The sequence below is a fragment of the Pseudomonas entomophila genome (assembly GCF_029193575.1).
GTDB classification, from domain to species: Bacteria; Pseudomonadota; Gammaproteobacteria; order Pseudomonadales; family Pseudomonadaceae; genus Aquipseudomonas; species Aquipseudomonas entomophila_G.
On sequence record NZ_JARGCS010000044.1, the window covers coordinates 124,909 to 145,629 of the forward strand.

The window sequence follows — 20,721 nt, forward strand, 5'->3', positions numbered from 1 at the left end:
CGCCGCGCTTCTTAGGCTGGAAAAAAGCCGGCCTCACCGAGCCGGCGACTTTTCGATGCCTCGCGAGGACCAAGCGCATGAGCCAGGACCCACACATCAGGGACTACAAAGGCCCCGCCGCCGGCTGGGGCGCGCTCAAGAGCGTGACCAAGAGCTGGCTGGGCAGTGAAAACGCCTTCAAGAACCTGCGGGCCATGCTCAAGACCAACCAGAACGGTGGTTTCGACTGCCCCGGCTGCGCCTGGGGCGAGTCGCCGGAAAACGACAGGGTCAAGTTCTGCGAGAACGGTGCCAAGGCGGTCAACTGGGAAGCCACCGGCCGTTCGGTGGGCCCGGCGTTCTTCGCCCAGTACAGCGTCAGCGCCCTGGCCGCGCAGACCGACTACTGGCTTGAATACCAGGGCCGCCTGACCCACCCGATGCGCTACGACGCCGCCACCGACCACTACGTCGAAACCTCCTGGGACGAGGCCTTCGCCCTTATCGCGCGGCACCTCAACGCGCTGGAGTCTCCCGACCAGGCCGAGTTCTACACCTCCGGCCGGGCCAGCAACGAGGCGGCGTTCCTCTACCAACTGTTCGTGCGCGCCTACGGCACCAACAACTTCCCCGACTGCTCGAACATGTGCCACGAGGCCAGTGGCGTGGGCATGGCCGAGAGCCTCGGGGTGGGCAAGGGCACCGTGGTGTTCCATGACCTGGAGCTGGCCGATGCGATCTTCGTCATTGGCCAGAACCCCGGCACCAACCACCCGCGCATGCTCGAACCGCTGCGCGAGGCGGTCAAGCGCGGGGCCCAGGTGGTGTGCTTCAACCCGCTCAAGGAGCGCGGCCTGGAGCGCTTCCAGCACCCGCAGCACCCGTTCGAGATGCTCAGCAATGGCTCTGAGCCGACCACCACCGCGTACTTCCGCCCGGCCCTGGGGGGTGACATGGCGGCCCTGCGCGGCATGGCCAAGTTCCTCCTGCAATGGGAACGCGAGGCCCAGGCCAAGGGCGAGCCCGCCGTGTTCGACCATGCCTTCATCGCCGCCCACACCAGCGGCGTCGACGACTACCTGGCGGTGCTGGACGCCACCGCCTGGGAACACATCGTCGAGCAGTCGGGCCTGACCCTGGCCGAGATCGAGCTGGCCGCGCGCATGTACCGCAAGGCCGAGCGCGTGATCATGTGCTGGGCCATGGGCATCACCCAGCACCGCCACTCGGTGCCGACGGTGCAGGAGATCGTCAACCTGCAATTGCTGCGCGGCAACGTCGGCAAGCCCGGCGCGGGCCTGTCACCGGTGCGCGGGCACAGCAACGTGCAGGGCGACCGGACCATGGGCATCGATGAGAAACCCAAGGCGCCGTTGCTCGAGGCGATCGAACGACGTTTCCAGTTCAAGGTGCCGCGCGAGCATGGGCACAACGCGGTAATGGCGATCCAGGCCATGGAAGCCGGGCGCGCCAAGGTGTTCATCGGCCTGGGCGGCAATTTCGCCCAGGCCACGCCGGACACCCCGCGCACCCATGAAGCGCTGCGCAAGTGCGCGCTGACCGTGCAGATCTCCACCAAGCTCAACCGCTCGCACCTGGTGACCGGGGGCGATGCGTTGATCCTGCCGTGCCTGGGCCGCACCGAGATCGACCTGCAGGCCGAGGGGCCGCAGGGCGTGACCGTGGAAGACACCTTCAGCATGGTGCACCTCTCCCACGGCCAACTGCGCCCGCGTTCCCCGCACCTGCGCTCGGAGCCGGCGATCATCGCCGGCATGGCCAAGGCCACCCTGGGCGACCGGCCCATCGACTGGGCGCATGCGGTGGCCGACTATGCGCGCATACGCGACATGATCGCCGACGTTATCCCTGGTTTTGCCGATTTCAACCAGCGCTTGCAGCACCCGGGCGGCTTCCACCTGGGCAACAGCGCCGCCGAGCGCAGTTGGCGCACGGCCACCGGCAAGGCGCGCTTCAGCCCCAGCGTGCTGCCTGAGCAGTTGGTCAACGCCCAGGTGCTGGCGCGAGGCGACAAGCCGGACCTGATCCTGCAGACGATGCGCTCGCACGACCAGTACAACACCACGTTGTATGGCCTGGACGACCGCTACCGTGGGGTGTTCGGCCTGCGCGAGGTGGTCTTCGTCAATGAGGCGGACATCCGCCGGCTGGGCTTCGCGCCGGGCGAGCACGTGGACCTGGTGTCGCTCTGGGAGGATGGCCGTGAGCGGCGGGTGTCGGGGTTCCGTTTGGTGGCGTATGACGTGCCCGAGGGGCAGGCGGCGGCCTATTACCCGGAGACCAACCCGCTGGTGCCACTGGAGAGCTATGGCGAGCGGACCTGGACGCCGACCTCGAAGTTCGTGGCGATTCGGTTGGAGAAGGCCAAGGAGGGGAACCGCATTGCGGCGGCTGCGGTGTCGCAGTAGGTCATCAGGGGCGATGAGGCCGGCATGACCGCCGCAGGGCTCAGCGGCGCACCGGAAACGCCGTGGTGTACTTGATCTGCTCCATGGCAAAACTGGAAGTGATGTTCGACAACCCCTCGGTGCTGGTGATCAGCTTCTTGTAGAACCGGTCATACGCCGCGATATCACTGACCACCACGCGCAGCATGTAGTCCCAGTCGCCAGACATGCGATAGAACTCCATCACCTCCTCGAACCCGGTCACTGTCCGCGCGAAATGCTCCAGCCAGGCGCTGTCGTGGCGCTGGGTCTTGAGTTGGACGAACACACTCAGCCCCAGCCCCAGTCGCTCAGGGTCGAGCAGGGCGACGCGGCCGCGGATGTAGCCGTCCTCTTCCAGGCGCTTGACCCGCTTCCAGCAGGGCGTGGTGGACAGGTTGACGGCCTCGGCCAGGTCCTTGAGGGAGATCGAGGCATCGCGCTGGAGCAGGGTGAGAATGTGCTGGTCGAAAGTGTCCATGAACCTGGGCGACTGCTAGGGGAAAAAGTTTCTCCAGAATAGCCCAGACGAGGAATCGTTTTCCACGATCGACGGCGCACGCAGCCTGGCGTCGCCGGATATGCGATAGTGGCGCCTTTCCATCCGCCACTTCAGTCAATGGACCCGAGCATGTCCGAGAAACCGCGCAATTTCGCCACCCGTACCATCCATGCGGGCGAGCAGTCCAGCATCGCCGACAACGCCATCTTCCCGGCCATCGTCACCTCCAGCTCGTTCATCAAGCGCGGCCTGGACGACAACCCCGAATACGCCTATAGCCGTGTTTCCAACCCCACCCGCCACGCCTACGAGACCTGCGTGGCGGCGCTGGAGGAAGGGGTCGGCGCGGTGGCCTGCGCCTCGGGCGTGAGCGCAACCGCCACGGTGCTTGAACTGCTGCCCAAGGACGCCCACGTGGTGGTGATGAACGGCGTCTACGGTGGCACCTTCCGCCTGATGGAAGACTACCGCGCCGTGACCTCGGGGCTGACCACCACCTACGTCGACCTCAACGACCTGGACGCCGTGGCCGCAGCCATTCGCCCCGATACCAAGATGATCTGGATCGAGTCGCCGACCAACCCGCTGCTGCACCTGGTCGACATCAAGCCGCTGTGCGACCTGGCGCGCTCGCGCGGCATCCTCACCTGTATCGACAACACCTTCTGCTCGCCGTGGAACCAGCAGCCGATCACCCTCGGCGTGGACCTGGTGATGCACTCGGCGAGCAAGTACATCGGCGGCCACTCCGACCTGACCGGCGGCGTGGTGGTCGCTGGCAACGCCGAGCTGCTGGCGCGCCTGCGCAAGATCAGCATGGCGGTGGGCGCGATCCAGGGCCCGTTCGACTGCTACCTGGCACTGCGTGGCCTTAAGACCCTCGACGTGCGCATGGAGCGCCAGAGCGCCAACGCCCTGCGCGTGGCGCAGTACCTGGAGCGTCACCCGCAGGTCGAGCAGGTGTTCTACCCGGGGCTGGAAAGCCACCCGCAGCACGCGCTGTGCAAACGCCAGATGCGCACCGGCGGCGCGGTGGTGGCCGTGCGTGTGAAAGGCGACCGCGCGGCGGTCAACCGCCTGGTGGAGGCGCTGTCGATCTTCGTGCTGGCCGACTCGCTGGGCGGGGTGGAGAGCATGATCAACCACTCCTGGAGCATGTCGCACAATTCCCTGAGCCCGGAGCAGAAGGGCGTGATGGGCATCAGCGAGAACCTGGTGCGGTTGTCGATGGGGATCGAGGATCATCGCGACCTGATCGACGACCTGGAGACGGGGCTCGCGGCAGCGGCTTGCGCGTAACGGCGGCGGATGTCATCGCGGGTGTGGGCGCGGGCTTGTCCCGCGATGACGTCGGTAAGCCAACCTCGCTATCAAGCCTTGGGCGGATGCACGATCCGCTCGATCTTGTCCTTGAGCAGCAGGCGCTCCTTGCGCAGCCGATTGACCGCCTCGTCGGGGGTGCCATTGCCTTCGGCAGCCAGCACTTCCTTGTCCTTGGCGTTGTATTCCTTGTGCAGCTTGTGCAGCGCCTGATCCTGGTCGATCAGTGCCTGGAAGGCATCGGCAGTGACATGCAGGTCAGCGAGCAAATCATGCGGAACTGGCATTTCTTCACCTCTTCTACTGGGCTTGGCGAATGGTGCTGATCCTTGAGGATAGTCGCTTTGCGCACCCGCGGGGGAGGGCGTAGGCTGTCGCTTTCCTGACACCACCGGACCCCTGCGCCATGCCCCACCTGAACTTGGAATACAGCGACAACCTGCGTGAGCTCAAGGTCGACGTGCTGCTTTTGCGCCTGAACCACACCCTGCTGGTCAGCGGCCAGTTCGCCGACGAACTGGACATCAAGAGTCGCGCCCAGGCCTTCGCCCAGTACCGCGTCGGCACCGCCCCCAGTGAACGGGCCTTCGCCCACGTGCGCCTGGCGATCCTCAGCGGCCGTTCGCCGCAAGTGAAGAAGCAGCTCTCCGACAGCTTGCTCGAGGTGCTGCACGAGGCCATTCCCGCGCAAGCCGGCCTGGACATCCAACTGTGCGTGGAAGTGCTGGACATCGACCGCGAGCCGTACGCCAAACTTCGCCTGCCGGGCTGAATGGCGGCTGAATGAAACTTAATTAATCATGAAAGACGCCAGCCAACCGATTGTTGGCGTCTTTTTCACAAAACATTGATGGTACGCTTCGCAGAATTCGGCCAACTTTCCCAGGTGCCTCCCGGCACACCGGCCGATCATCAAACTGTGATGCGAACATCATGCTCAACTTCAAGAACCTGCGGGCCGAATGGGTCACGCTGCTGGCCAGCCTTTACCTCTTGATCGGCCTCAACGCCTACCTCTGGAAGCACTTGGAGGACGTGGTGCCGCCCGGCTTGGTAGGGCTCTGGCTATTACTGGCGTTCGCCGTGATGATGCTGTTCGCGTTCAACCTGGTACTCACGCTTATTGCCTTTCGCTATGTACTGAAACCGGTATTGATGCTCTTGTTCATGAGCGGCGCAGGTGTGGCCTACTTCATGAATCAATATGGCGTGCTGATCGACAGTGGCATGTTCCGCAATGTCGCTGAAACCAATATCAGTGAAGTGCGCGACCTGCTGTCGTTGAAGTTTGCACTGTATATATCATTGCTCGGTATCTTGCCCTCGCAGCTGGTGTGGAAGGCGCCCGTCGCCTACCGTACCTGGCACCGTGAACTGTTGGGCAAGCTGGTGGTGAGCGGTGCCTGCGTGGCGGCCGTGGGCTCGGTGGCACTGGTCAACTACCAGGGGCTGGCTTCGCTGTTTCGCAACCACCATGAGATCCGCCTGATGCTCACCCCGAGCAATATCGTCGGCGCCTCGCTCGGGTACGTCAGCGAGCGCTTGGGCAGCGCAGCCAGGCCGTTCCAGGCATATGGCGAAGATGCCAGGCGCGACGCGGCCTGGCAGCAGCATGAGCGCAAGTCGCTGACCGTGCTGGTGGTGGGCGAAAGCGCGCGGGCGGACAACTTCGGCGTGCTCGGCTATGGCCGCGACACCACGCCGCGCTTGTCGAAGGAAGCGGGCCTGCTGGGTTTCACCGACGTGCACTCCTGCGGCACCGAGACCGCCGTGTCGGTGCCGTGCATGTTCTCCGGCATGCAACGCAAGGACTACGACCCGCGCGTGGCCAGCAGCCGCGAGGGGTTGCTGGACATCCTCAAGCGGGCCGGGCTCGACGTGCAGTGGCGTGACAACCAGTCCGGCTGCAAGGGCACCTGCGACCGGGTCAAGTACGTCAACCTGAGCAACCTCAAGGACCCCGCCCTGTGCCCCGATGGCGAATGCCACGACCAGATCCTCCTGCAGAACCTCACCGAACTGCTCGACAACCTCACCCAGGACACCGTGCTGGTGCTGCACCAGATGGGCAGCCACGGCCCGGACTACTACAAGCGCTACCCCGAGGGGTACGAGCGTTTCACCCCGGTGTGTCGCAGCAACGCGCTGAACCAGTGCAGCCAGCAGGACATCGTCAACAGCTACGACAACACCGTGACCTACACCGACGCGCTGCTCGCCACGCTGATCGACACCCTGCGCAGCCGCCAGGACAAGGTCGACACGGCGATGCTCTACCTTTCCGACCATGGCGAGTCGCTGGGCGAGTACAACCTGTACTTGCATGGCACCCCTTACATGCTGGCGCCCGACCAGCAGAAACACGTGCCGTTGCTGGCGTGGTTCTCCGACAGTTACCGACAGGATTTCGGCGTCGACACCGAGTGCCTGGGCAAGCTGCGCGAGGCGCCGTTGAGCCAGGACAACCTGTTCCATTCGATGCTGGGGTTGTTGCAGGTGCGCACCGGGGTGTACCAGCAGTCGCTGGACCTGTTCGCCGGGTGCCGACCATGGCTGGCGACGAAGAATTGAATGCTGGGGTGAAACCCTCGCGGGCTTGCCCGCGACAGGGCCTGTCGGCACACCGCTGATAGCCGGGTTTCACCCGCAGTGCCCGCCCCGTATATACTGCGCGCCAATGTTTGTGGGAGAGCCTCGTGGCCATCGAAATTCACTGGATCCGTGACGACCAGACCCTGGCCGAACGCTGCCGGGGCTGGCGCGAACTGCCCTTCGTGGCCGTCGACACCGAATTCATGCGGGTCGACACCTTCTACCCGAAAGCCGGCCTGGTGCAGGTTGGCGACGGCCAGCGCGCCTTCCTCATCGACCCGTTGTCGATCCGCGACTGGCAACCGCTGGCCGAACTGCTCGAAGACAGCGGCGTGGTCAAGGTGCTGCATGCCTGCAGCGAAGACCTCGAAGTGCTCCTGCGCCTGACCGGCAAGCTGCCGCAGCCGCTGTTCGACACACAATTGGCCGCCGGCTACCTGAACATCGGTTTCTCCATGGGCTACTCGCGCCTGGTGCAGGAGGTGCTGGGCATCGAGCTGCCCAAAGGCGAGACCCGCTCCGACTGGCTGCAGCGCCCGCTGTCGGAGACCCAGGTCAGCTACGCCGCCGAGGACGCCGTGCACCTTGCCGAGCTGTTCGCCGCCCTGCGCCCACGGCTGTCGGACGACAAGTACGCCTGGGTGCTGGATGATGGCGCCGAACTGGTCGCCCAACTGCGCCGTGAGGTCGAGCCCGAGACCCTGTATCGCGACGTCAAGCTGGCCTGGAAGCTGGCGCCCCAGCAGTTGTCGGTGCTGCGCGAGCTGTGCGCCTGGCGCGAACGCGAGGCGCGCCAGCGCGATGTGCCGCGCAACCGCATCCTCAAGGAGCACGCCCTGTGGCCGATGGCCAAGGGGCAGCCGGCGACCCTGTCGGCGCTGGCCAAGATCGACGACATGCACCCGCGCACCATCCGCCAGGACGGCGAGTACCTGATCGAGCTGATCAAGCGCGCCGCCGCCTTGCCGCCCGAGCAATGGCCGCAGCCGCTGCCCGAGCCGCTGCCGATCGAGGCCGCCGGCATCCTCAAGCAGTTGCGTGCGGTCGGCCAGGCCGAAGGCGAGCGCCTGGGCATCGCCCCGGAGCTGATGCTGCGCAAGAAAACCCTTGAAGCCCTGCTCAAGAGCGGCTTCCCCAACGGCCCCTATCAACTGCCCGAGTCGCTGCGCGGTTGGCGCCGCGAACGCATGGGCCAGGCCCTGCTGGACAGCCTGGCGGGCGCTGGAGAATCCTGATGAAACGTATCTGTTCGATCTACAAAAGCCCCCGCAAGAACGAGATGTACCTCTACGTGCTCAAGGCCGAGGGCCTGGAGCGCGTGCCCGAGGGCCTGCTGCCGTTCTTCGGCACCCCGGTGCACGCCTTCGACCTGGTGCTCACGCCCGAGCGCAAGCTGGCCCGCGAGGACATCGCCAAGGTGCTGGCGAACCTCGACAGCCAGGGTTACCACCTGCAGATGCCGCCGCCGGAAGACGACTACATCGAGCACCTCCCCGAAGAGCTGCTGCGCCGTAACGACCCGGCCTGACCCTGGCCGGCGGTTCCGATCCCCCCCCAAGGCGACCCCCTCAGCGGTCGCCTTCGTTGTCTGTGAAGGTTGTCTTCGAATGCGCGTTCTGATCGCTGAACAGGATCATGCCAATTACGCTCGCCTGCTGGGCGAGGCGGCACCGGACCTGGAGGTCCTGACCAGTGGCGATTCCGCCGAACTGGCGCGCTATGCGCCGGATTGCCCGGTGTGGCTGGGCCAGCCGGACCTGCTCGCCAGCCTGCTGCGCCAGGGCCACCAACCGGCCTGGGTGCAATCGACCTGGGCGGGCATCACCCCGCTGTTGGGCGACGGTTTGCCACGCGACTATCGCCTGACCCGCGCCGTGGGCATCTTCGGCCAGGTGATGGCCGAGTACATGCTGACCTATATGCTGATCCACGAGCGTGATGTGCTCAGCCGCCTGGTCAGCCAGGTCGAGCGGCGCTGGGATGGTCGCCCGGGGCACGGGCTGGAAGGGCGTGAAGTGCTGATCGTCGGCACCGGCGACATCGGCCAGCGTGTTGCCGAGTTCCTCGCGCCGTTCGGCGTGACCCTGCGTGGGGTGGCCAGCAGTGCCCGGGAGCAGGCACCGTTCGTCGAGGTGGCGGGGCTTGCCGAGCTGCCGCGCCTGGTGACGCAGGCCGACTACGTGCTCAACCTGCTACCGGACACCCCGGCGACCCATGACCTGTACGACGCCTCGCTGTTTCGCCGGTTCAAGCCCAGCGCGCAGTTCATCAATGCCGGGCGGGGCGTGGCGGTGGTCGATGCCGACCTGGTCGAGGCACTGAAGCAGGGCCACCTGGCCTCGGCGGTGATCGACGTCTGCCGCCAGGAACCGCTGCCCCAGCGCCACCCGTTCTGGACCGCCTGGGGGCTGCTGCTGACCGGGCACAGCTCGGCGCCGACCTCGCCGGTGGCGATGGTGCGGTTGTTCGTCGAGAACGTGCGGGCGTACCAGGCGGGGGAGGGGTTGCGCGGGGAAGTGGATTTCCAGCGGGGGTATTGAGGTGTCGGTGCCGGCCCTGTCGCGGGGCAAGCCCGCTCCCACAGGTCCTGCGCACTGGCAGAACGGTGGGGGCGGGCTGGTCCCGCGATAGGGCCGCAATGGACAACGCAAACCTTACAGGCTGAAATCCCCCTCGGCCGCCAGCTCGCTCAGCGGGCGGCGCGGGCTGGGCGTCTCGCGCGCTTGCAGCGCCTCGGCCAGGGTCGCCTTGTCGCCCAGCTTGCCGATCGCCACCATGGCGTGCAGCACGTAGCCCTCGGGCACCTTCAGCTCGCTGCGCGCCAGCTCCTGGTCGAACCCGGCCATGCCGTGGGTGTGCCAGCCGCTGATGCTCGCCTGCAATGCCAGGTGGCCCCAGGCCGAACCGGTGTCGAAGGTGTGCCACAGCGCCGGTTGCTCTTCGCTGGCGCCGGGGGCGGTGAAGGTGGTCTTGGAGATGATCACCACCAGCGCCGAGGCCTGCTGCGCCCAGCTGCGGTTGAACGGCACCAGCAGGCTCAGGAAACGCTCCCAGTTTGGCGTGTCGCGACGTGCATAGAGGAAGCGCCAAGGCTGCGAGTTGTAGGCCGAGGGCGCCCAGCGCGCGGCCTCCAGGAAGCTCAGCAGGGTCTCTTCGCTGATCGGCTCGGCGTTGAACGCCCGCGGCGACCAGCGGTTGATGAACTGCTCGTTGATGGCATAGTCGGCGATGCGTGGGGTGGCGCTCATGCGGGGCTCCTGCGAAAGGATGGGAAAGACCGCACGCTACTGCTTCCGACCAACACTGACAAGCGGTCTGGCGTTGCCGAAAGCCAGGCTCTAGACTGGCGCCGCCGCGCGCCGCGGACTCAAGACCACAGCAGGAACCCGTGTGATGATCGCCGACCCCGCGCCCTTCTGGCGGCGCAAGACCCTCGACCAGCTCAGCCCCAGCGAGTGGGAGTCGCTCTGCGACGGCTGTGGCCTGTGCTGCCTGCAAAAGCTCGAGGACGAGGACGACAACAGCGTCTATTACACGCGCATCGCCTGCAAGCTGCTGGACCTGACCACCTGCCAGTGCAGCGACTACCCCAACCGCTTCGCCCACGTGCCGGACTGCATCCAGCTCACCCCAGGCAAGGCCGACCAGTTCAAATGGCTGCCGAGCACCTGTGGCTACCGCCTGGTCAGCGAGGGCAAGGACCTGCCCGCCTGGCACCACCTGGTTTGCGGCGACCGCAGCCAGGTGCACGAGCAGCGCATTTCCCAGTCCGGGCGCATGCTCAGCGAGCACGACGTCGACGAAGACGACTGGGAAGACCACCTGATCTTTCGCGCCGGCTGAGGCTGGGAACAAGGAGTTTCTGTATGCGTCGCCCGTTGTTGCTGCTGCTGGGCCTGCTGGCCTGCGCCCCGGCCTGGGCCAAGAAGGTCGACCTCGACTACCGCGTGCGCCTGCTGCCGCAAAGCGGTCAGGCCGAGGTGCAGCTGACCCTGGCCGAGGGCAGCGCGGTGCGCAGCCTGGACTTCGAGCTGGGCAGCGCGGGCGCCTACAGTGACTTCCATGCCGACGGCCAGTGGCAGCAGCAGGGCCCGCGCGGCATCTGGCGCCCGGCGCCGGGCAAGACCAGCCTCAGCTACCGCGTGCAGCTCGACCAGCAACCCAAGGGCGCCAGCCATGACGCGCGTATCACCGCGCACTGGGCACTGCTGCGTGGCGAGCAATTGGTGCCGCCCGCGCGCCTCGACCAGCAGGACGGCACCGAGTTGGTGGCACGCCTGGCCTTCGAACTGCCGAAGGGCTGGAGCGGCGTGGAAACCGCCTGGCCGCGCATCGGCAAGCAGAAGTTCCGCATCGACAATGTCTCGCGCCTGTTCGACCGCCCCACCGGCTGGATTCTCGCCGGCAACCTCGGCAGCCGCCGCGCGCGCCTGGGCGATACCGAGGTGACCGTCGCCGCGCCGCAAGGGCAGGGCATGCGGCGCATGGATACCTTGACCTTGCTGACCTTCGTCTGGCCGCAGTTGCAGGCGGTGTTCCCGCGCAACCCGCCCAAGCTGCTGGTGGTCGGCGCGCGTGACGGCATGTGGCGTGGGGCGCGGGCTTCGTACAACTCGCTGTACCTGCACAGCAGCCGTCCACTGATCGGCGAGAACGGTGCGAGCCCATTGTTGCGTGAGCTGGTGCAGTTGTTCGCGCAGATCGACGACCGCGACCGCAGCGACTGGCTGGGGGAAAGCCTGACCGACTACTACGCGACCGAATTGCTGCGCCGCGCCGGGGGGATCAGCGATGATCGTTACCAGGCGTTGCAGGCGCGGCTGCAGAAACTGGGGGCCAAGGCCAAGACCTTGCGCGCTGAGCAGGCCGATGCGGCGCAGGTGGCGCGTGGTGTGCTGCTGTTGCAGGCGCTGGACCGGGAAATTCGCCTGCACAACCATGACAAGCGCTCGCTGGACGACGTGACCCGGGCGTTGATGCGCGTTACGCGGGTCAGCACCGAGGAGTTCGTGCAATTGGCCGAGAGCGTGCTGGGGCGGGATTCCGAGGTGTTGCGCAGCAAGTTGCTGGAGTGAGCCTTTGGGGTTTGCGCTGTTCAGGCCGGCGCTATCGCGGGGCAAGCCCGCGATAGCGCCGGTACCGCCACCACCTTCAGCGCCCGTTCACCGTCACTGCCCGGGTCGCCGCCTCGGCACTGGCCTTCAGCGCCTCCAGGTCGGCCGCGCTGCGCTGGATATCCGCACGCAGGCGCAGGTACTCCGCGCGGTGGCGCTGCCACCATGCCTTGGTCGAGCAATGCCCGCTGGCGCCACGGGCCACGGCCAGGCCGCCGACCACCACCTGCAACAGGCCCAGCGCACCGCCCTGGCGCAGCCCCTTGCCGATCATCAAGGCACCACCGGCCAGCGAACTGACGCGCTCCCAGCCTTGGACGTTGTGTTCGGGCGAGGAATGGATATCGAGCATGGCGAAGTCTCCTTTGGGGGTGTTAGCAGCTGACAGCGCGCGGCGGCGCGCTGTTCCAGGCAATTGCCCAAAGGCGTGGCGGGTCTACTTGAATTTTGGTCCCGAGCGGGTGTTCAGGCCCTTGGCCAGGCGGTCGTAGAGCACCACATTGACCGTGGCGGCGAGGTTCATGCAGCCGCTGGTGGGGATGTAGATGGTCTCTTCGCACCAGGCGCGCACACTGGCGTCGAGGCTGCCGTCTTCCGGGCCGAAGATGTAGATCGCGCGGTCGGGGTGGGTGTACTCGGGCAGGGGACGGGCGCCCTCGACCAGTTCCACGGCCACCGGCGTGCAACCCAGGGGGATGATGCGCTGCAGGTCGTCGATGCCGATCAGCGGGATGTCGTAGTGCACGCGCTTGGTGTCGGTGACGAAGTCGCGGGCGCGCTCGTAGCGCTTGCCGGTGTAGAACACCGAGTTGACGCCATAGCAACCCGCCGCGCGCATGACCGAGCCTACGTTCTCGGCGGACTTGGGGTTGTACAGGCCGATGCAGCTGTACCGTTTGTTCGCCACGTGTCGGGGCCCTTCGCAAAAAAACCGCGATTATACGGGCTTGCCGACAGCGTGGGCGGAGGAATCGACGGTCAGTCCTTCTTCAGCAGGCTGGCCAGCCCGGCGAAGGGGTTGTGGGTGGCCACGGCGACCTTCTGGGTGCTCAGCGAGCCGTCGCTGAAGTATTGCTGGTCGGTGTAGCGCGAATGCTCGTTGTCGTGACAGTACAGGCACAGCAGCTCCCAGTTGGAGCCGTCCTGGGGGTTGTTGTCGTGGTTGTGGTCGCGGTGGTGCACAGTCAGCTCCGACAGGCGCTTGCCGGAGAACTCGCGGGCGCAGCGGCCGCACACGTGGGGGTACATCTTCAGGGCCTTGTCGCGGTAGCCCATTTCCTTGTCGCGCTTGGCGTCGGCGAGGATGCGGTCGAGGCGGGCGGTGGCGGCGGCGGTGGAAGCAGAACTCATGGTGGTTCCTTGGTATCTGATCAGGCGAATGACGGTTATGCCTTGAGTCTAGCGCGCCTCGACGCCCGTCGGACAGGCAAGAACGCGCAATTGGGCATAGCCTGTAGGAAGGTTCCCGACCGGAGGTTGCTGATGTTCCCCGCGCTCCTCGTCACCGTGCTGCTGGCGGCGATGCCCCCGGCTGAAGCTGGCCAGCCGCCGCCCATTCTCACCCCGGCACCGGGCGCGCCCGGCACGGCGACGCCCACGCCGTACCCGCAGATCACCCCGAGCACGCCGCCCAAGGCCGGCGACAGCCAGCCCGGTGCGCCGTTGCTGCCACCGATCCCGCTGCCGGGCCCGCCGAAGGACCAGCCGTTGCCGGGGCTCTCACCCGACCCCGACAAGGCGCCAGCCAAGGATGACTAGACCTGCTGCGCCACGCGCTGGCCATCTTGCATGCGCAGGCGCTTGGACAGCGCCACCGCCAGGGCGCGGATGATGCGCGCGGCGATGCGTGGGGCTTCGTTGAGCATTTTGTCCAGCGAGTCCTTGCCCAGGGTCAGCAGTTGGCAGTCGCTGGCCGCCACGCAGCTGGCCGAGCGTCGTTCGCCGTCGAGCACGGCCATCTCGCCGAACGCCCGGCCCTTGCGCAGGGTGGCGATCTCCACCTGTTGGCCGTTGCCGTCGGTCTTGCGCACCGAAACCACGCCGCGGTGCAGGATGCACATGAAGGTGCCCGCGTCGCCTTCGTCGAAGATCGCCTCGCCCTCGGCCATGCTGGCCAGGCTGAAGTAGCCGGCGGCGGCGAGGCAGTCGGCGGGTTGCAGGCTGTCGAACAGGCCGCAGTCCAGGAGCATGTCGCGGATTTCGGCGTTCAGGTGGGTTGCGTCGGGCATGGGGTGTTCTTCTGTCAGGCAACGGGCCGGTCGGGGCGCGGCCCCCTGTAGGAGAGGGCTTGCCCCGCGATGGCGGCCGATTGGACAACCTCATTTGCCCGATCGGCCGCCATCGCGGGGCAAGCCCGCTCTACAGGGGCAGCGTGTCGTTCGCGAAGCCTATGACAACGAAAAACGCGTTTTACACCACGCCCAGCTCATTGAAGACGAACGCATACTCCAGCGCCACGTCACGCAGCCCTTGGTAGCGCCCGCTCATGCCGCCGTGGCCGGCGCCCATCTCGGTCTTGAGCAGCAGCAGGTGGTCGTCGGTTTTCAAGGTGCGCAGGCGTGCCACCCACTTGGCCGCTTCCCAATACTGCACACGGCTGTCGTTATAGCCGGCGATCACCAGCATGGCCGGGTAGGCCTGGGCCTTGACGTTCTCGTAGGGGGCGTAGGCCTTGATCCGCGCGTACACCTCGGGCTCCTCGGGGTTGCCCCACTCGTCGTACTCGGTGACGGTCAGCGGCAGCTCGGGGTCGAGCATGGTGTTGAGCACGTCGACGAACGGCACCTCGGCGATGGCGCAGCGCAGCAGCTCCGGGCGCTGGTTGAGCACTGCGCCCATCAGCAGGCCGCCGGCGCTGCCGCCGCTGATGGCCAGGCGGTCGCGGGCGGTGATGCCGTTGGCGATCAAGTGCTCGGCGCAGGCGATGAAGTCGTCGAAGCTGTTCTGCTTGTGTTCCTGCTTGCCGGCGCGGTACCAGGCCTCCCCCAGCTCACCGCCGCCGCGCACATGGGCGATGGCGAAGGCCACGCCGCGTTCGAGCAGGCTAAGGCGGGCGTGGGAGAACCACGGGTCGAGGCTTTCGCCATAGGCACCGTAGCCATAGAGGTACAACGCTGTGCACTGGCCGACGGTGTCGCGTCGGCGCACCAGGCTGATCGGCACCCGCGTGCCATCGGCGGCGGTGGCCCACAGGCGCTGGCTGACGTAGGCGTCGGCGTCGAACGGGCCGAGCACCGGCGTTTGTTTGAGCACCTGCTGCGCGCCCGTGGCCAACTCCAGCTGGCGCACTTGGGCCGGACGGTTGAGTGCCTCGTAGCGCAGGCGGATGCGCGTGCTGGCGAACTCCAGGCTGTCCTGCACGTAGAGGCTGTAGGCGGCGTCCGGCAGTTCGACGCGGTAGGCCGGCAGGCCCTGGGGGTGCACCTCGATGATCGGCAGGCCGCCTTCGCGCAGGCTCAGGCTCAGGGCGCCGGCGTTCAGGCTCAGGCCTTCGAGCATGACGTCGTCGCGGTGCGGCACCAGCAACTGCCACTGCGCGCGGTTCGGTACCGATTCGGCTGGGGCATGGAACAGGGCGAAGTTGATGCCGTCCTGGTTGCTGCGGATGAACCAGCGCCATTGGCCGTCGAGCTGGCCGTGGTCGGGGAAGTACTCGTGGCCTTCGACGCGTGGTGCCAGGCACTGGAAGTCGGCTTGCGGGGTGGTGGCGTCGAGCACCCAGGCTTCGCTGGTGGTCTTGCTGTTGAGCAGCAGCACCAGTTGGCGCTCGGAGCTGGTGCGGTAGCAGTGCAGGAAGAAGCGCCCGTCGGGCTCTTCGAACACGGTGCTGGCGCCGCGCTCGCCGAGAGTATGGCGGCGCAGGCGCCAGGGACGGTGGGTGTCGTCCAGCTCGGCGAAGAACAGCGTGCGGCTGTCGTTGGCCCAGGTCAGGCTGCCGTCGCAGTCGTCGAAGGGCAGGGTGCTCACGGCGCCGCTGGACAGGTCCTTGACGTACAGGGTGTAGATTTCGTCGCCGCTGGTGTCGAGGCTGTAGGCCAGCAGGTTGTGGTCGGGGCTGACGTTGAACGCGCCGAGGGCGAGGAAACCGCCGTTGGCCAGGGCGTTGGGGTCGAGCAGCAGTTGCTCCTGGCTTTCGTCGACGCTGTTGCTGTCGTCGGCCGGGCGCGGGCAGCGGTAGTGGCGCGGGTATTCGTCGCCGGCGGTGGTGCGGGTGTAGTACAGGTACGGGCCCCAGGGCGAGGGCAGCGACAGGTCGGTTTCCTGGATGCGCCCCTTGATCTCCTCGAACAGCCGTTCGCGTAAGGGCGCCTGCGCGGCGAGGCAGGCTTCCTGGTAGGCGTTCTCGGCGTTGAGGTAGGCCAGGACTTCGGGGGTGTCGCGCTGCTGCAGCCAGGCGTAGGGATCGGCGGCGTTGGCAGCGTGGGCGATGGGGGGCTGGGTGGTTGGCATTCGGGATCTCTGGGCTGGGGTGTCGGGGCTTGCCCCGCGACAGGGCCGGCGCGGACAGGGGGGGCGCCTGCGCCCGTAAAAGTGTTTATCATAGGCGCCTCTTTGCCTGGCTTGCACGAACACCATGACCGAGAACGACTATACGCTCGCCTGGGGCCTGTACGCCCTTGCCGCCTTGGGCTGCCTGTGGGTGGGCTTCAAGCTCACCGGCTGGATGTGGCGCTGGCTGCGCGAGCCGCTGCGGGTGATCCTGGCAGTGCTGCTGCTGACCCCGACCATCGTCGACCCGGTCAAGGAGGCCTTCGCCCCGGCCATCGCCATCACCGCCCTGGACATCGCCTTCAAGGTCGGCAACAACGCCTGGCGCGCCGCCTCTGACCTGGCCATGTACGGCATGATCGCCTTCGCCCTGTACATCGTCTTCGTGCTGTTGCGCTGGCCCCTGGAAAAACGCGCCCGCGAGCGCCGCGAGAAGGCCGAGGCCGCCGCCCAGCGCCAGGCCGCCGAAGACGCCCAGGGGGTCGATGAGCTGCCGTTCGCCGCCGACCGCCGCGACCGCTACCGCGACGAGCCGCCTCCGGTGCCACCGCGTCGCCCGAGCGCCGGCGGTGGCCGCGTCGAGCCACGGATCTAGGACGGAGCCACGTGCATGTGTGAACTGCTGGGCATGAGCGCCAACGTCCCCACCGATATCGTCTTCAGTTTCACCGGCCTGATGCAGCGCGGCGGCCGCACTGGCCCGCACCGCGACGGCTGGGGCATCGGCTTCTACGAAGGGCGCGGCCTGCGCCTGTTCCAGGACCCGGCGGCGAGCAGCGAGTCGGAGGTGGCCAACCTGGTGCAGCGCTACCCGATCAAGAGCGAGGTGGTCATCGGCCACATTCGCCAGGCCAACGTCGGCAAGGTCTGCCTGTCCAACACCCACCCCTTCGTGCGCGAGCTGTGGGGGCGCAACTGGTGTTTCGCGCACAACGGCCAGCTGGCCGACTTCCAAGGCCGCACCACCTTCTACCGCCCGGTCGGCGACACCGACAGCGAGGCGGCCTTCTGCGATTTGCTCAACCGCGTGCGCGAGGCGTTTCCCGAGCCAGTCGCGGTCGAGCAACTGCTGCCGGTGCTGGTCGAGGCCTGCGCCGAGTACCGCGGCAAAGGCGTGTTCAACTGCCTGCTCAGCGATGGCGACTGGCTGTTCTGCTTCTGCTCGACCAAGCTTGTGCACATCACCCGTCGCGCGCCGTTTGGCGCGGCGCGGTTGAAGGATGTCGACCTGATCGTGGATTTTCAGGCCGAAACCACCCCCAACGACGTGGTCACGGTGATCGCCACCGAGGCCTTGACCGAGAACGAGACCTGGCAGCGCTACGAACCGGGTCAATGGGCCCTGTGGCGGCATGGCGAGTGCGTGGCCAAGGGGTAAGGACACACCATGTTCAGAAGCTACCTGCGCTTGTTGCTGTTCACCTTCGGGCTGCTGGCCGGCATTCAGGTGCCCGGGTTGGTCAAAGACTACAGCCAGCGCGTCGAGGCGCACCTGCTGGAGTCGCGCCAGGCGCTCAAGGGCTTCCAGGAAACCGCCCAGCGCTTCTTCAATGGCGACTTGCAGGCGCTGGTGCGGCATTACCGCACCAGTGACGACCCGGTGTTCAACAGCGATGCCAACAGCATCGACAGCCTGCTGATCCGTAATCAGTTGCTGGAGCGCGAGTGGCAGGCGTTGCAGGGGAGCTGGGCGAGCCGCAGCTGGCACGTGCTGGCGCAGCCGGACCCGCAGTTGCGCGAGGAAACGCTCAAGGGCTACAGCTACCAGATCTTGCTGGTGCCCGAGGCGATCGGCTGGGGGATCGGCGCCGGGTTCGTGCTGGCGTTCGTGGTCGAGAGCCTGTTGCTGGTGATCGGTTGGGTGATCCTGGGCGGGCGGCGCAAGGCGGTCAAGGAAAGCTGGCGGTAGGGGGGCTGGGGCGGCCCTATCGCGGGGCAGGTCCCCTACACCAGCACGATCCGCTGCTCCCCGACATCCTGCGCATAGCGCCCCAGCACCTGCCGGCATAGCCCCACCACCTCGTCCACCCACTCCACCCCCGTCTGCCAGGTCACCACCAGCTCCAGGCTCGGCGGCGGTTGCAGGCCGGCCAGCAGCACCAGCTCACCGCGCGCCAACTCCGCATCGACCAGCGCCGGGGGCAGGGCGCCGATGCCGAAGCCGTCGCGCAGCAGGCGGGTGATCGCCGCCACCGAGTTCACGCAGTTCAGCCGTGGCGCCTGGGCACCGGCGGCCTGCAACAGGCTCAACACCTCCTGGTGCGGGCGCGAGTTCTTCGAGAAGGTGACGATGCGCTCGCGGGCCAGCTCCGCGAGTGACGCATAGCTGCGGTGTTGCACGGAGCCGGCGGCGACGATCCAGCCCATGGGGTAGCGCGCCAGGTCCAGGCTGCGGATCGTCGTCTCGCGCACCAGGTCGGTTTGCAGAATCACATCGAGAAAGCCTTTTTGCAGCTGATCGCGCAAGTTCAGCGAGGTATCGGCCACCAGTTCGATCTCCACCTGCGGGTAGCGCTCGCTCAGCTCGGCCACCAGCGCGCTCATCCAGGTGTGGATCACCGTGTCCATCACGCCGAGGCGGATGCGCCCGACCTTGGCTCGGTCACCGTCCAGCGATTGCTTCATCGCCTGGGCGGTGTCGAGCATGCGCTCGGCGTACTCCAGCACCTTGCTGCCCTCGGGCGTCAGGCTCACGCCGCGCGAGTCGCGCAGCAGCAACTTCACGCCAAGGTCGGCCTCCAGCGCGGCGATGCGGCTGGAAACGGAGGCCTGGGTGGTGAACAGCTTCTCGGCGGTGAGGCGGAAGCTCTTGAGCCGGGCGACCCAGACGAAGGTTTCGAGGAAGCGTAGGTTCATGATCAGTTTTTCTTGTTCCAGACCGGCGGTTTTTCTCGTTGGACGCAAGCGCCATGGCCTTTGAACAATGTCGCCCAGGCCACGACGCCAAGCGTCGTCCGTAAAACAATACCAACAAGCCGAGGCAACCATGAACCCGACCGGCGTTCAGCAGCAGGCACCCGCCCGTTCTTCGAGCGGCCCCTTCGCCTGGTACCGCGACATCGACACCCAGCAACGACGCACCTTCTGGAGCTGCAAGATCGGCTACGGCCTGGACGGCATGGACACCCAGATGCTGAGCTTCGTGATCCCCACCCTGATCGCCCTGTGGGGCATCAGCACCACCGAGGCGGGGCTGATCCACACCAGCACGCTGATCGCCTCCGCCCTCGGCGGCTGGATCGCCGGCATTCTCTCCGACCGCATCGGCCGGGTGCGCACCTTGCAGTTGACCGTGCTGTGGTTCGCCTTCTTCACCTTCCTCTGCGGCTTCGCCCAGAACTACGAACAACTGCTGATCGCCCGGACCCTGATGGGCTTTGGCTTCGGCGGCGAGTGGACCGCCGGCGCGGTGCTGATCGGCGAGGTGATCCGCGCCCAGGACCGCGGCAAGGCGGTGGGCATGGTGCAGTCGGGCTGGGCCATCGGCTGGGGCCTGACGGCGATCCTCTACGCGCTGCTGTTCTCGCTGCTGCCGCCTGAGCACGCCTGGCGCGCGCTGTTCCTGTTGGGGCTGCTGCCGGCGCTGTTCGTGATCTTCGTGCGCCGCCTGGTCAAGGACCCGGAGGTGTACCGCGAGGCCAAGAAGGTCGAGCAGGCCGAGGCGCCGTCGCACTTCTACGAGATCTTCGCCCCGGGCATGCTGTGGACCACCCTGCGCGCCTCGCTGCTGACCACCGGCGCCCTGGGCGGCTACTACGCCATCACTTCGTGGCTGCCGACCTTCCTGAAGAACGAGCGTGGCCTGAGTGTGCTGGGCACCGGCGGCTACCTGGCGATGGTCATCGTCGGCTCCTATGTCGGCTACGTGATCAGCGCGTACCTGACCGACCTGCTGGGCCGCAAGAAGAACTTCGTGCTGTTCGCCGTGGGCTCGTTCGTGATCGTGCTGCTGTATACGCAGATGCAGGTCAGCAATGGCGTGATGCTGTGGCTGGGCTTCCCGCTGGGCTTCTTCGCCTCGGGCATCTTCAGCGGCATGGGGTCGTTCCTCACCGAGCTGTTCCCCACCCGCATCCGCGGCTCGGGGCAGGGCTTCTGCTACAACATCGGCCGCGCCATCGCCGCGCTGTTCCCGCTGCTGATCGGCCTGCTCAGCCAGAAGGTGTCGCTGGGCCTGGGCATCGGCGCGTTCGCCGCGGTGTCCTACGGCGTGGTGATCCTGGCGGCGTTGAGCCTGCCGGAAACCCGCGGCAAAGAACTCCAGGCACGGTAAGGTAGG

The 20,721-nt window shown here is 66.7% G+C and carries 23 protein-coding genes; 14 read left to right on the forward strand and 9 right to left on the reverse strand.

The features are described 5' to 3' along the window. Positions 1 to 77 precede the first annotated feature (77 nt). Positions 78 to 2,408: an FdhF/YdeP family oxidoreductase gene (locus P0Y43_RS20740; protein WP_275639141.1), complete on the forward strand. Its 2,331-nt coding sequence runs from the start codon at positions 78 to 80 to the stop codon at positions 2,406 to 2,408. A gap of 40 nt (positions 2,409 to 2,448) precedes the next feature. On the opposite strand, the gene P0Y43_RS20745 is transcribed toward P0Y43_RS20740, so the two are convergent. Continuing rightward, positions 2,449 to 2,907, reverse strand: coding sequence for an Lrp/AsnC family transcriptional regulator (locus P0Y43_RS20745; RefSeq protein ID WP_275639142.1), 459 nt, complete (start codon positions 2,905 to 2,907; stop codon positions 2,449 to 2,451). A gap of 138 nt (positions 2,908 to 3,045) precedes the next feature. On the opposite strand from P0Y43_RS20745, the gene P0Y43_RS20750 reads away from it, so the two are divergent. Then, entirely contained in the window at positions 3,046 to 4,227 is a 1,182-nt protein-coding gene (locus tag P0Y43_RS20750; RefSeq protein ID WP_275639143.1) for a trans-sulfuration enzyme family protein, read from the forward strand. A gap of 71 nt (positions 4,228 to 4,298) precedes the next feature. Here P0Y43_RS20750 and P0Y43_RS20755 read toward each other — a convergent pair whose 3' ends face one another. Further along, positions 4,299 to 4,535 carry a YdcH family protein gene (locus tag P0Y43_RS20755; RefSeq protein WP_275639144.1) on the reverse strand — a complete coding sequence of 79 codons (237 nt, stop codon included), beginning with the start codon at positions 4,533 to 4,535 and terminating at the stop codon, positions 4,299 to 4,301. Between the two features lie 119 nt (positions 4,536 to 4,654). On the opposite strand from P0Y43_RS20755, the gene P0Y43_RS20760 reads away from it, so the two are divergent. The 5 genes from P0Y43_RS20760 (at position 4,655) to P0Y43_RS20780 (ending at position 9,380) form a co-directional block, all read left to right on the forward strand. Next, positions 4,655 to 5,020 (forward strand): 5-carboxymethyl-2-hydroxymuconate Delta-isomerase, encoded by a 366-nt coding sequence (locus P0Y43_RS20760; protein WP_275639145.1) that lies wholly within the window; start codon positions 4,655 to 4,657, stop codon positions 5,018 to 5,020. Positions 5,021 to 5,181: 161 nt separating this feature from the next. Beyond that, positions 5,182 to 6,819, forward strand: a complete 1,638-nt coding sequence (locus tag P0Y43_RS20765) for a phosphoethanolamine transferase (protein ID WP_275639146.1) — start codon at positions 5,182 to 5,184, stop codon at positions 6,817 to 6,819. Between the two features lie 125 nt (positions 6,820 to 6,944). Then, entirely contained in the window at positions 6,945 to 8,075 is a 1,131-nt protein-coding gene (gene rnd / locus P0Y43_RS20770; RefSeq protein ID WP_275639147.1) for a ribonuclease D, read from the forward strand. Then, the gene (locus P0Y43_RS20775; protein WP_275639148.1) at positions 8,075 to 8,368 is read left to right on the forward strand and encodes a YcgL domain-containing protein; all 294 of its coding nucleotides are present in this window, start codon (positions 8,075 to 8,077) and stop codon (positions 8,366 to 8,368) included. The genes rnd and P0Y43_RS20775 overlap by 1 nt, the downstream gene beginning before the upstream one ends. Positions 8,369 to 8,447: 79 nt before the next feature. Next, entirely contained in the window at positions 8,448 to 9,380 is a 933-nt protein-coding gene (locus P0Y43_RS20780; RefSeq protein ID WP_275639149.1) for a D-2-hydroxyacid dehydrogenase, read from the forward strand. Between the two features lie 114 nt (positions 9,381 to 9,494). Here the strand turns inward: P0Y43_RS20780 and P0Y43_RS20785 are convergent, their stop codons facing one another. Beyond that, positions 9,495 to 10,088 (reverse strand): nitroreductase family protein, encoded by a 594-nt coding sequence (locus P0Y43_RS20785; RefSeq protein WP_275639150.1) that lies wholly within the window; start codon positions 10,086 to 10,088, stop codon positions 9,495 to 9,497. A gap of 145 nt (positions 10,089 to 10,233) precedes the next feature. Here P0Y43_RS20785 and P0Y43_RS20790 point away from each other — a divergent pair, with 145 nt between their 5' ends. Together P0Y43_RS20790 and P0Y43_RS20795 are read left to right on the forward strand one after the other, a co-directional pair. Next, entirely contained in the window at positions 10,234 to 10,683 is a 450-nt protein-coding gene (locus P0Y43_RS20790; protein ID WP_275639151.1) for a YcgN family cysteine cluster protein, read from the forward strand. Between the two features lie 23 nt (positions 10,684 to 10,706). Beyond that, positions 10,707 to 11,915, forward strand: coding sequence for a hypothetical protein (locus P0Y43_RS20795; RefSeq protein ID WP_275639152.1), 1,209 nt, complete (start codon positions 10,707 to 10,709; stop codon positions 11,913 to 11,915). 76 nt (positions 11,916 to 11,991) lie between these two features. Here P0Y43_RS20795 and P0Y43_RS20800 read toward each other — a convergent pair whose 3' ends face one another. The 3 genes from P0Y43_RS20800 to P0Y43_RS20810 all read right to left on the reverse strand — a co-directional run bounded on the left by P0Y43_RS20800 (position 11,992) and on the right by P0Y43_RS20810 (position 13,304). Beyond that, positions 11,992 to 12,306, reverse strand: coding sequence for a YgaP family membrane protein (locus P0Y43_RS20800; RefSeq protein WP_275639153.1), 315 nt, complete (start codon positions 12,304 to 12,306; stop codon positions 11,992 to 11,994). A gap of 84 nt (positions 12,307 to 12,390) precedes the next feature. Beyond that, positions 12,391 to 12,861, reverse strand: a complete 471-nt coding sequence (locus P0Y43_RS20805; RefSeq protein WP_275639154.1) for an RNA methyltransferase — start codon at positions 12,859 to 12,861, stop codon at positions 12,391 to 12,393. A gap of 71 nt (positions 12,862 to 12,932) precedes the next feature. Beyond that, positions 12,933 to 13,304 carry a YajD family HNH nuclease gene (locus tag P0Y43_RS20810; RefSeq protein WP_275639155.1) on the reverse strand — a complete coding sequence of 124 codons (372 nt, stop codon included), beginning with the start codon at positions 13,302 to 13,304 and terminating at the stop codon, positions 12,933 to 12,935. Positions 13,305 to 13,436: 132 nt separating this feature from the next. On the opposite strand from P0Y43_RS20810, the gene P0Y43_RS20815 reads away from it, so the two are divergent. Then, complete coding sequence (locus tag P0Y43_RS20815; RefSeq protein ID WP_275639156.1) at positions 13,437 to 13,712, forward strand: hypothetical protein; 276 nt, start codon at positions 13,437 to 13,439, stop codon at positions 13,710 to 13,712. Here P0Y43_RS20815 and P0Y43_RS20820 read toward each other — a convergent pair. Then, complete coding sequence (locus P0Y43_RS20820; RefSeq protein WP_275639157.1) at positions 13,709 to 14,182, reverse strand: Crp/Fnr family transcriptional regulator; 474 nt, start codon at positions 14,180 to 14,182, stop codon at positions 13,709 to 13,711. The two genes, P0Y43_RS20815 and P0Y43_RS20820, sit on opposite strands and share 4 nt — an antisense overlap. A 181-nt stretch (positions 14,183 to 14,363) precedes the next feature. Further along, positions 14,364 to 16,403 carry a S9 family peptidase gene (locus P0Y43_RS20825; RefSeq protein ID WP_275639158.1) on the reverse strand — a complete coding sequence of 680 codons (2,040 nt, stop codon included), beginning with the start codon at positions 16,401 to 16,403 and terminating at the stop codon, positions 14,364 to 14,366. Between the two features lie 124 nt (positions 16,404 to 16,527). On the opposite strand from P0Y43_RS20825, the gene P0Y43_RS20830 reads away from it, so the two are divergent. From P0Y43_RS20830 to P0Y43_RS20840, 3 genes are read left to right on the forward strand one after another with little or no spacing between them, the layout of a single operon-like run. Continuing rightward, positions 16,528 to 17,037: an MFS transporter gene (locus P0Y43_RS20830; protein WP_275639159.1), complete on the forward strand. Its 510-nt coding sequence runs from the start codon at positions 16,528 to 16,530 to the stop codon at positions 17,035 to 17,037. A 15-nt stretch (positions 17,038 to 17,052) separates the two neighbouring features. Then, positions 17,053 to 17,820 (forward strand): class II glutamine amidotransferase, encoded by a 768-nt coding sequence (locus tag P0Y43_RS20835; RefSeq protein WP_275639160.1) that lies wholly within the window; start codon positions 17,053 to 17,055, stop codon positions 17,818 to 17,820. A gap of 9 nt (positions 17,821 to 17,829) precedes the next feature. Then, complete coding sequence (locus P0Y43_RS20840) at positions 17,830 to 18,351, forward strand: DUF2937 family protein (protein WP_275639161.1); 522 nt, start codon at positions 17,830 to 17,832, stop codon at positions 18,349 to 18,351. Between the two features lie 35 nt (positions 18,352 to 18,386). Here the strand turns inward: P0Y43_RS20840 and P0Y43_RS20845 are convergent, their stop codons facing one another. Further along, positions 18,387 to 19,298, reverse strand: coding sequence for a LysR family transcriptional regulator (locus P0Y43_RS20845; RefSeq protein ID WP_275639162.1), 912 nt, complete (start codon positions 19,296 to 19,298; stop codon positions 18,387 to 18,389). A 130-nt stretch (positions 19,299 to 19,428) separates the two neighbouring features. Here P0Y43_RS20845 and P0Y43_RS20850 point away from each other — a divergent pair, with 130 nt between their 5' ends. Then, complete coding sequence (locus P0Y43_RS20850; protein ID WP_275639163.1) at positions 19,429 to 20,715, forward strand: MFS transporter; 1,287 nt, start codon at positions 19,429 to 19,431, stop codon at positions 20,713 to 20,715. The last annotated feature ends 6 nt before the right edge of the window (positions 20,716 to 20,721 follow it).

Coding starts and splice junctions, on each gene's coding strand:
- P0Y43_RS20760 (WP_275639145.1), top strand. CDS start 4,655: ATGCCCCACCTGAACTTGGAATACAGCGACAACCTGCGTGAGCTCAAG.
- P0Y43_RS20850 (WP_275639163.1), top strand. CDS start 19,429: ATGAACCCGACCGGCGTTCAGCAGCAGGCACCCGCCCGTTCTTCGAGC.
- P0Y43_RS20785 (WP_275639150.1), bottom strand. CDS start 10,088: ATGAGCGCCACCCCACGCATCGCCGACTATGCCATCAACGAGCAGTTC.
- P0Y43_RS20815 (WP_275639156.1), top strand. CDS start 13,437: ATGTTCCCCGCGCTCCTCGTCACCGTGCTGCTGGCGGCGATGCCCCCG.
- P0Y43_RS20830 (WP_275639159.1), top strand. CDS start 16,528: ATGACCGAGAACGACTATACGCTCGCCTGGGGCCTGTACGCCCTTGCC.
- P0Y43_RS20745 (WP_275639142.1), bottom strand. CDS start 2,907: ATGGACACTTTCGACCAGCACATTCTCACCCTGCTCCAGCGCGATGCC.
- P0Y43_RS20775 (WP_275639148.1), top strand. CDS start 8,075: ATGAAACGTATCTGTTCGATCTACAAAAGCCCCCGCAAGAACGAGATG.
- P0Y43_RS20835 (WP_275639160.1), top strand. CDS start 17,053: ATGTGTGAACTGCTGGGCATGAGCGCCAACGTCCCCACCGATATCGTC.
- P0Y43_RS20780 (WP_275639149.1), top strand. CDS start 8,448: ATGCGCGTTCTGATCGCTGAACAGGATCATGCCAATTACGCTCGCCTG.
- P0Y43_RS20825 (WP_275639158.1), bottom strand. CDS start 16,403: ATGCCAACCACCCAGCCCCCCATCGCCCACGCTGCCAACGCCGCCGAT.
- P0Y43_RS20765 (WP_275639146.1), top strand. CDS start 5,182: ATGCTCAACTTCAAGAACCTGCGGGCCGAATGGGTCACGCTGCTGGCC.
- P0Y43_RS20800 (WP_275639153.1), bottom strand. CDS start 12,306: ATGCTCGATATCCATTCCTCGCCCGAACACAACGTCCAAGGCTGGGAG.
- P0Y43_RS20845 (WP_275639162.1), bottom strand. CDS start 19,298: ATGAACCTACGCTTCCTCGAAACCTTCGTCTGGGTCGCCCGGCTCAAG.
- P0Y43_RS20820 (WP_275639157.1), bottom strand. CDS start 14,182: ATGCCCGACGCAACCCACCTGAACGCCGAAATCCGCGACATGCTCCTG.
- P0Y43_RS20755 (WP_275639144.1), bottom strand. CDS start 4,535: ATGCCAGTTCCGCATGATTTGCTCGCTGACCTGCATGTCACTGCCGAT.
- P0Y43_RS20810 (WP_275639155.1), bottom strand. CDS start 13,304: ATGAGTTCTGCTTCCACCGCCGCCGCCACCGCCCGCCTCGACCGCATC.
- P0Y43_RS20740 (WP_275639141.1), top strand. CDS start 78: ATGAGCCAGGACCCACACATCAGGGACTACAAAGGCCCCGCCGCCGGC.
- P0Y43_RS20840 (WP_275639161.1), top strand. CDS start 17,830: ATGTTCAGAAGCTACCTGCGCTTGTTGCTGTTCACCTTCGGGCTGCTG.
- P0Y43_RS20795 (WP_275639152.1), top strand. CDS start 10,707: ATGCGTCGCCCGTTGTTGCTGCTGCTGGGCCTGCTGGCCTGCGCCCCG.
- P0Y43_RS20790 (WP_275639151.1), top strand. CDS start 10,234: ATGATCGCCGACCCCGCGCCCTTCTGGCGGCGCAAGACCCTCGACCAG.
- P0Y43_RS20750 (WP_275639143.1), top strand. CDS start 3,046: ATGGACCCGAGCATGTCCGAGAAACCGCGCAATTTCGCCACCCGTACC.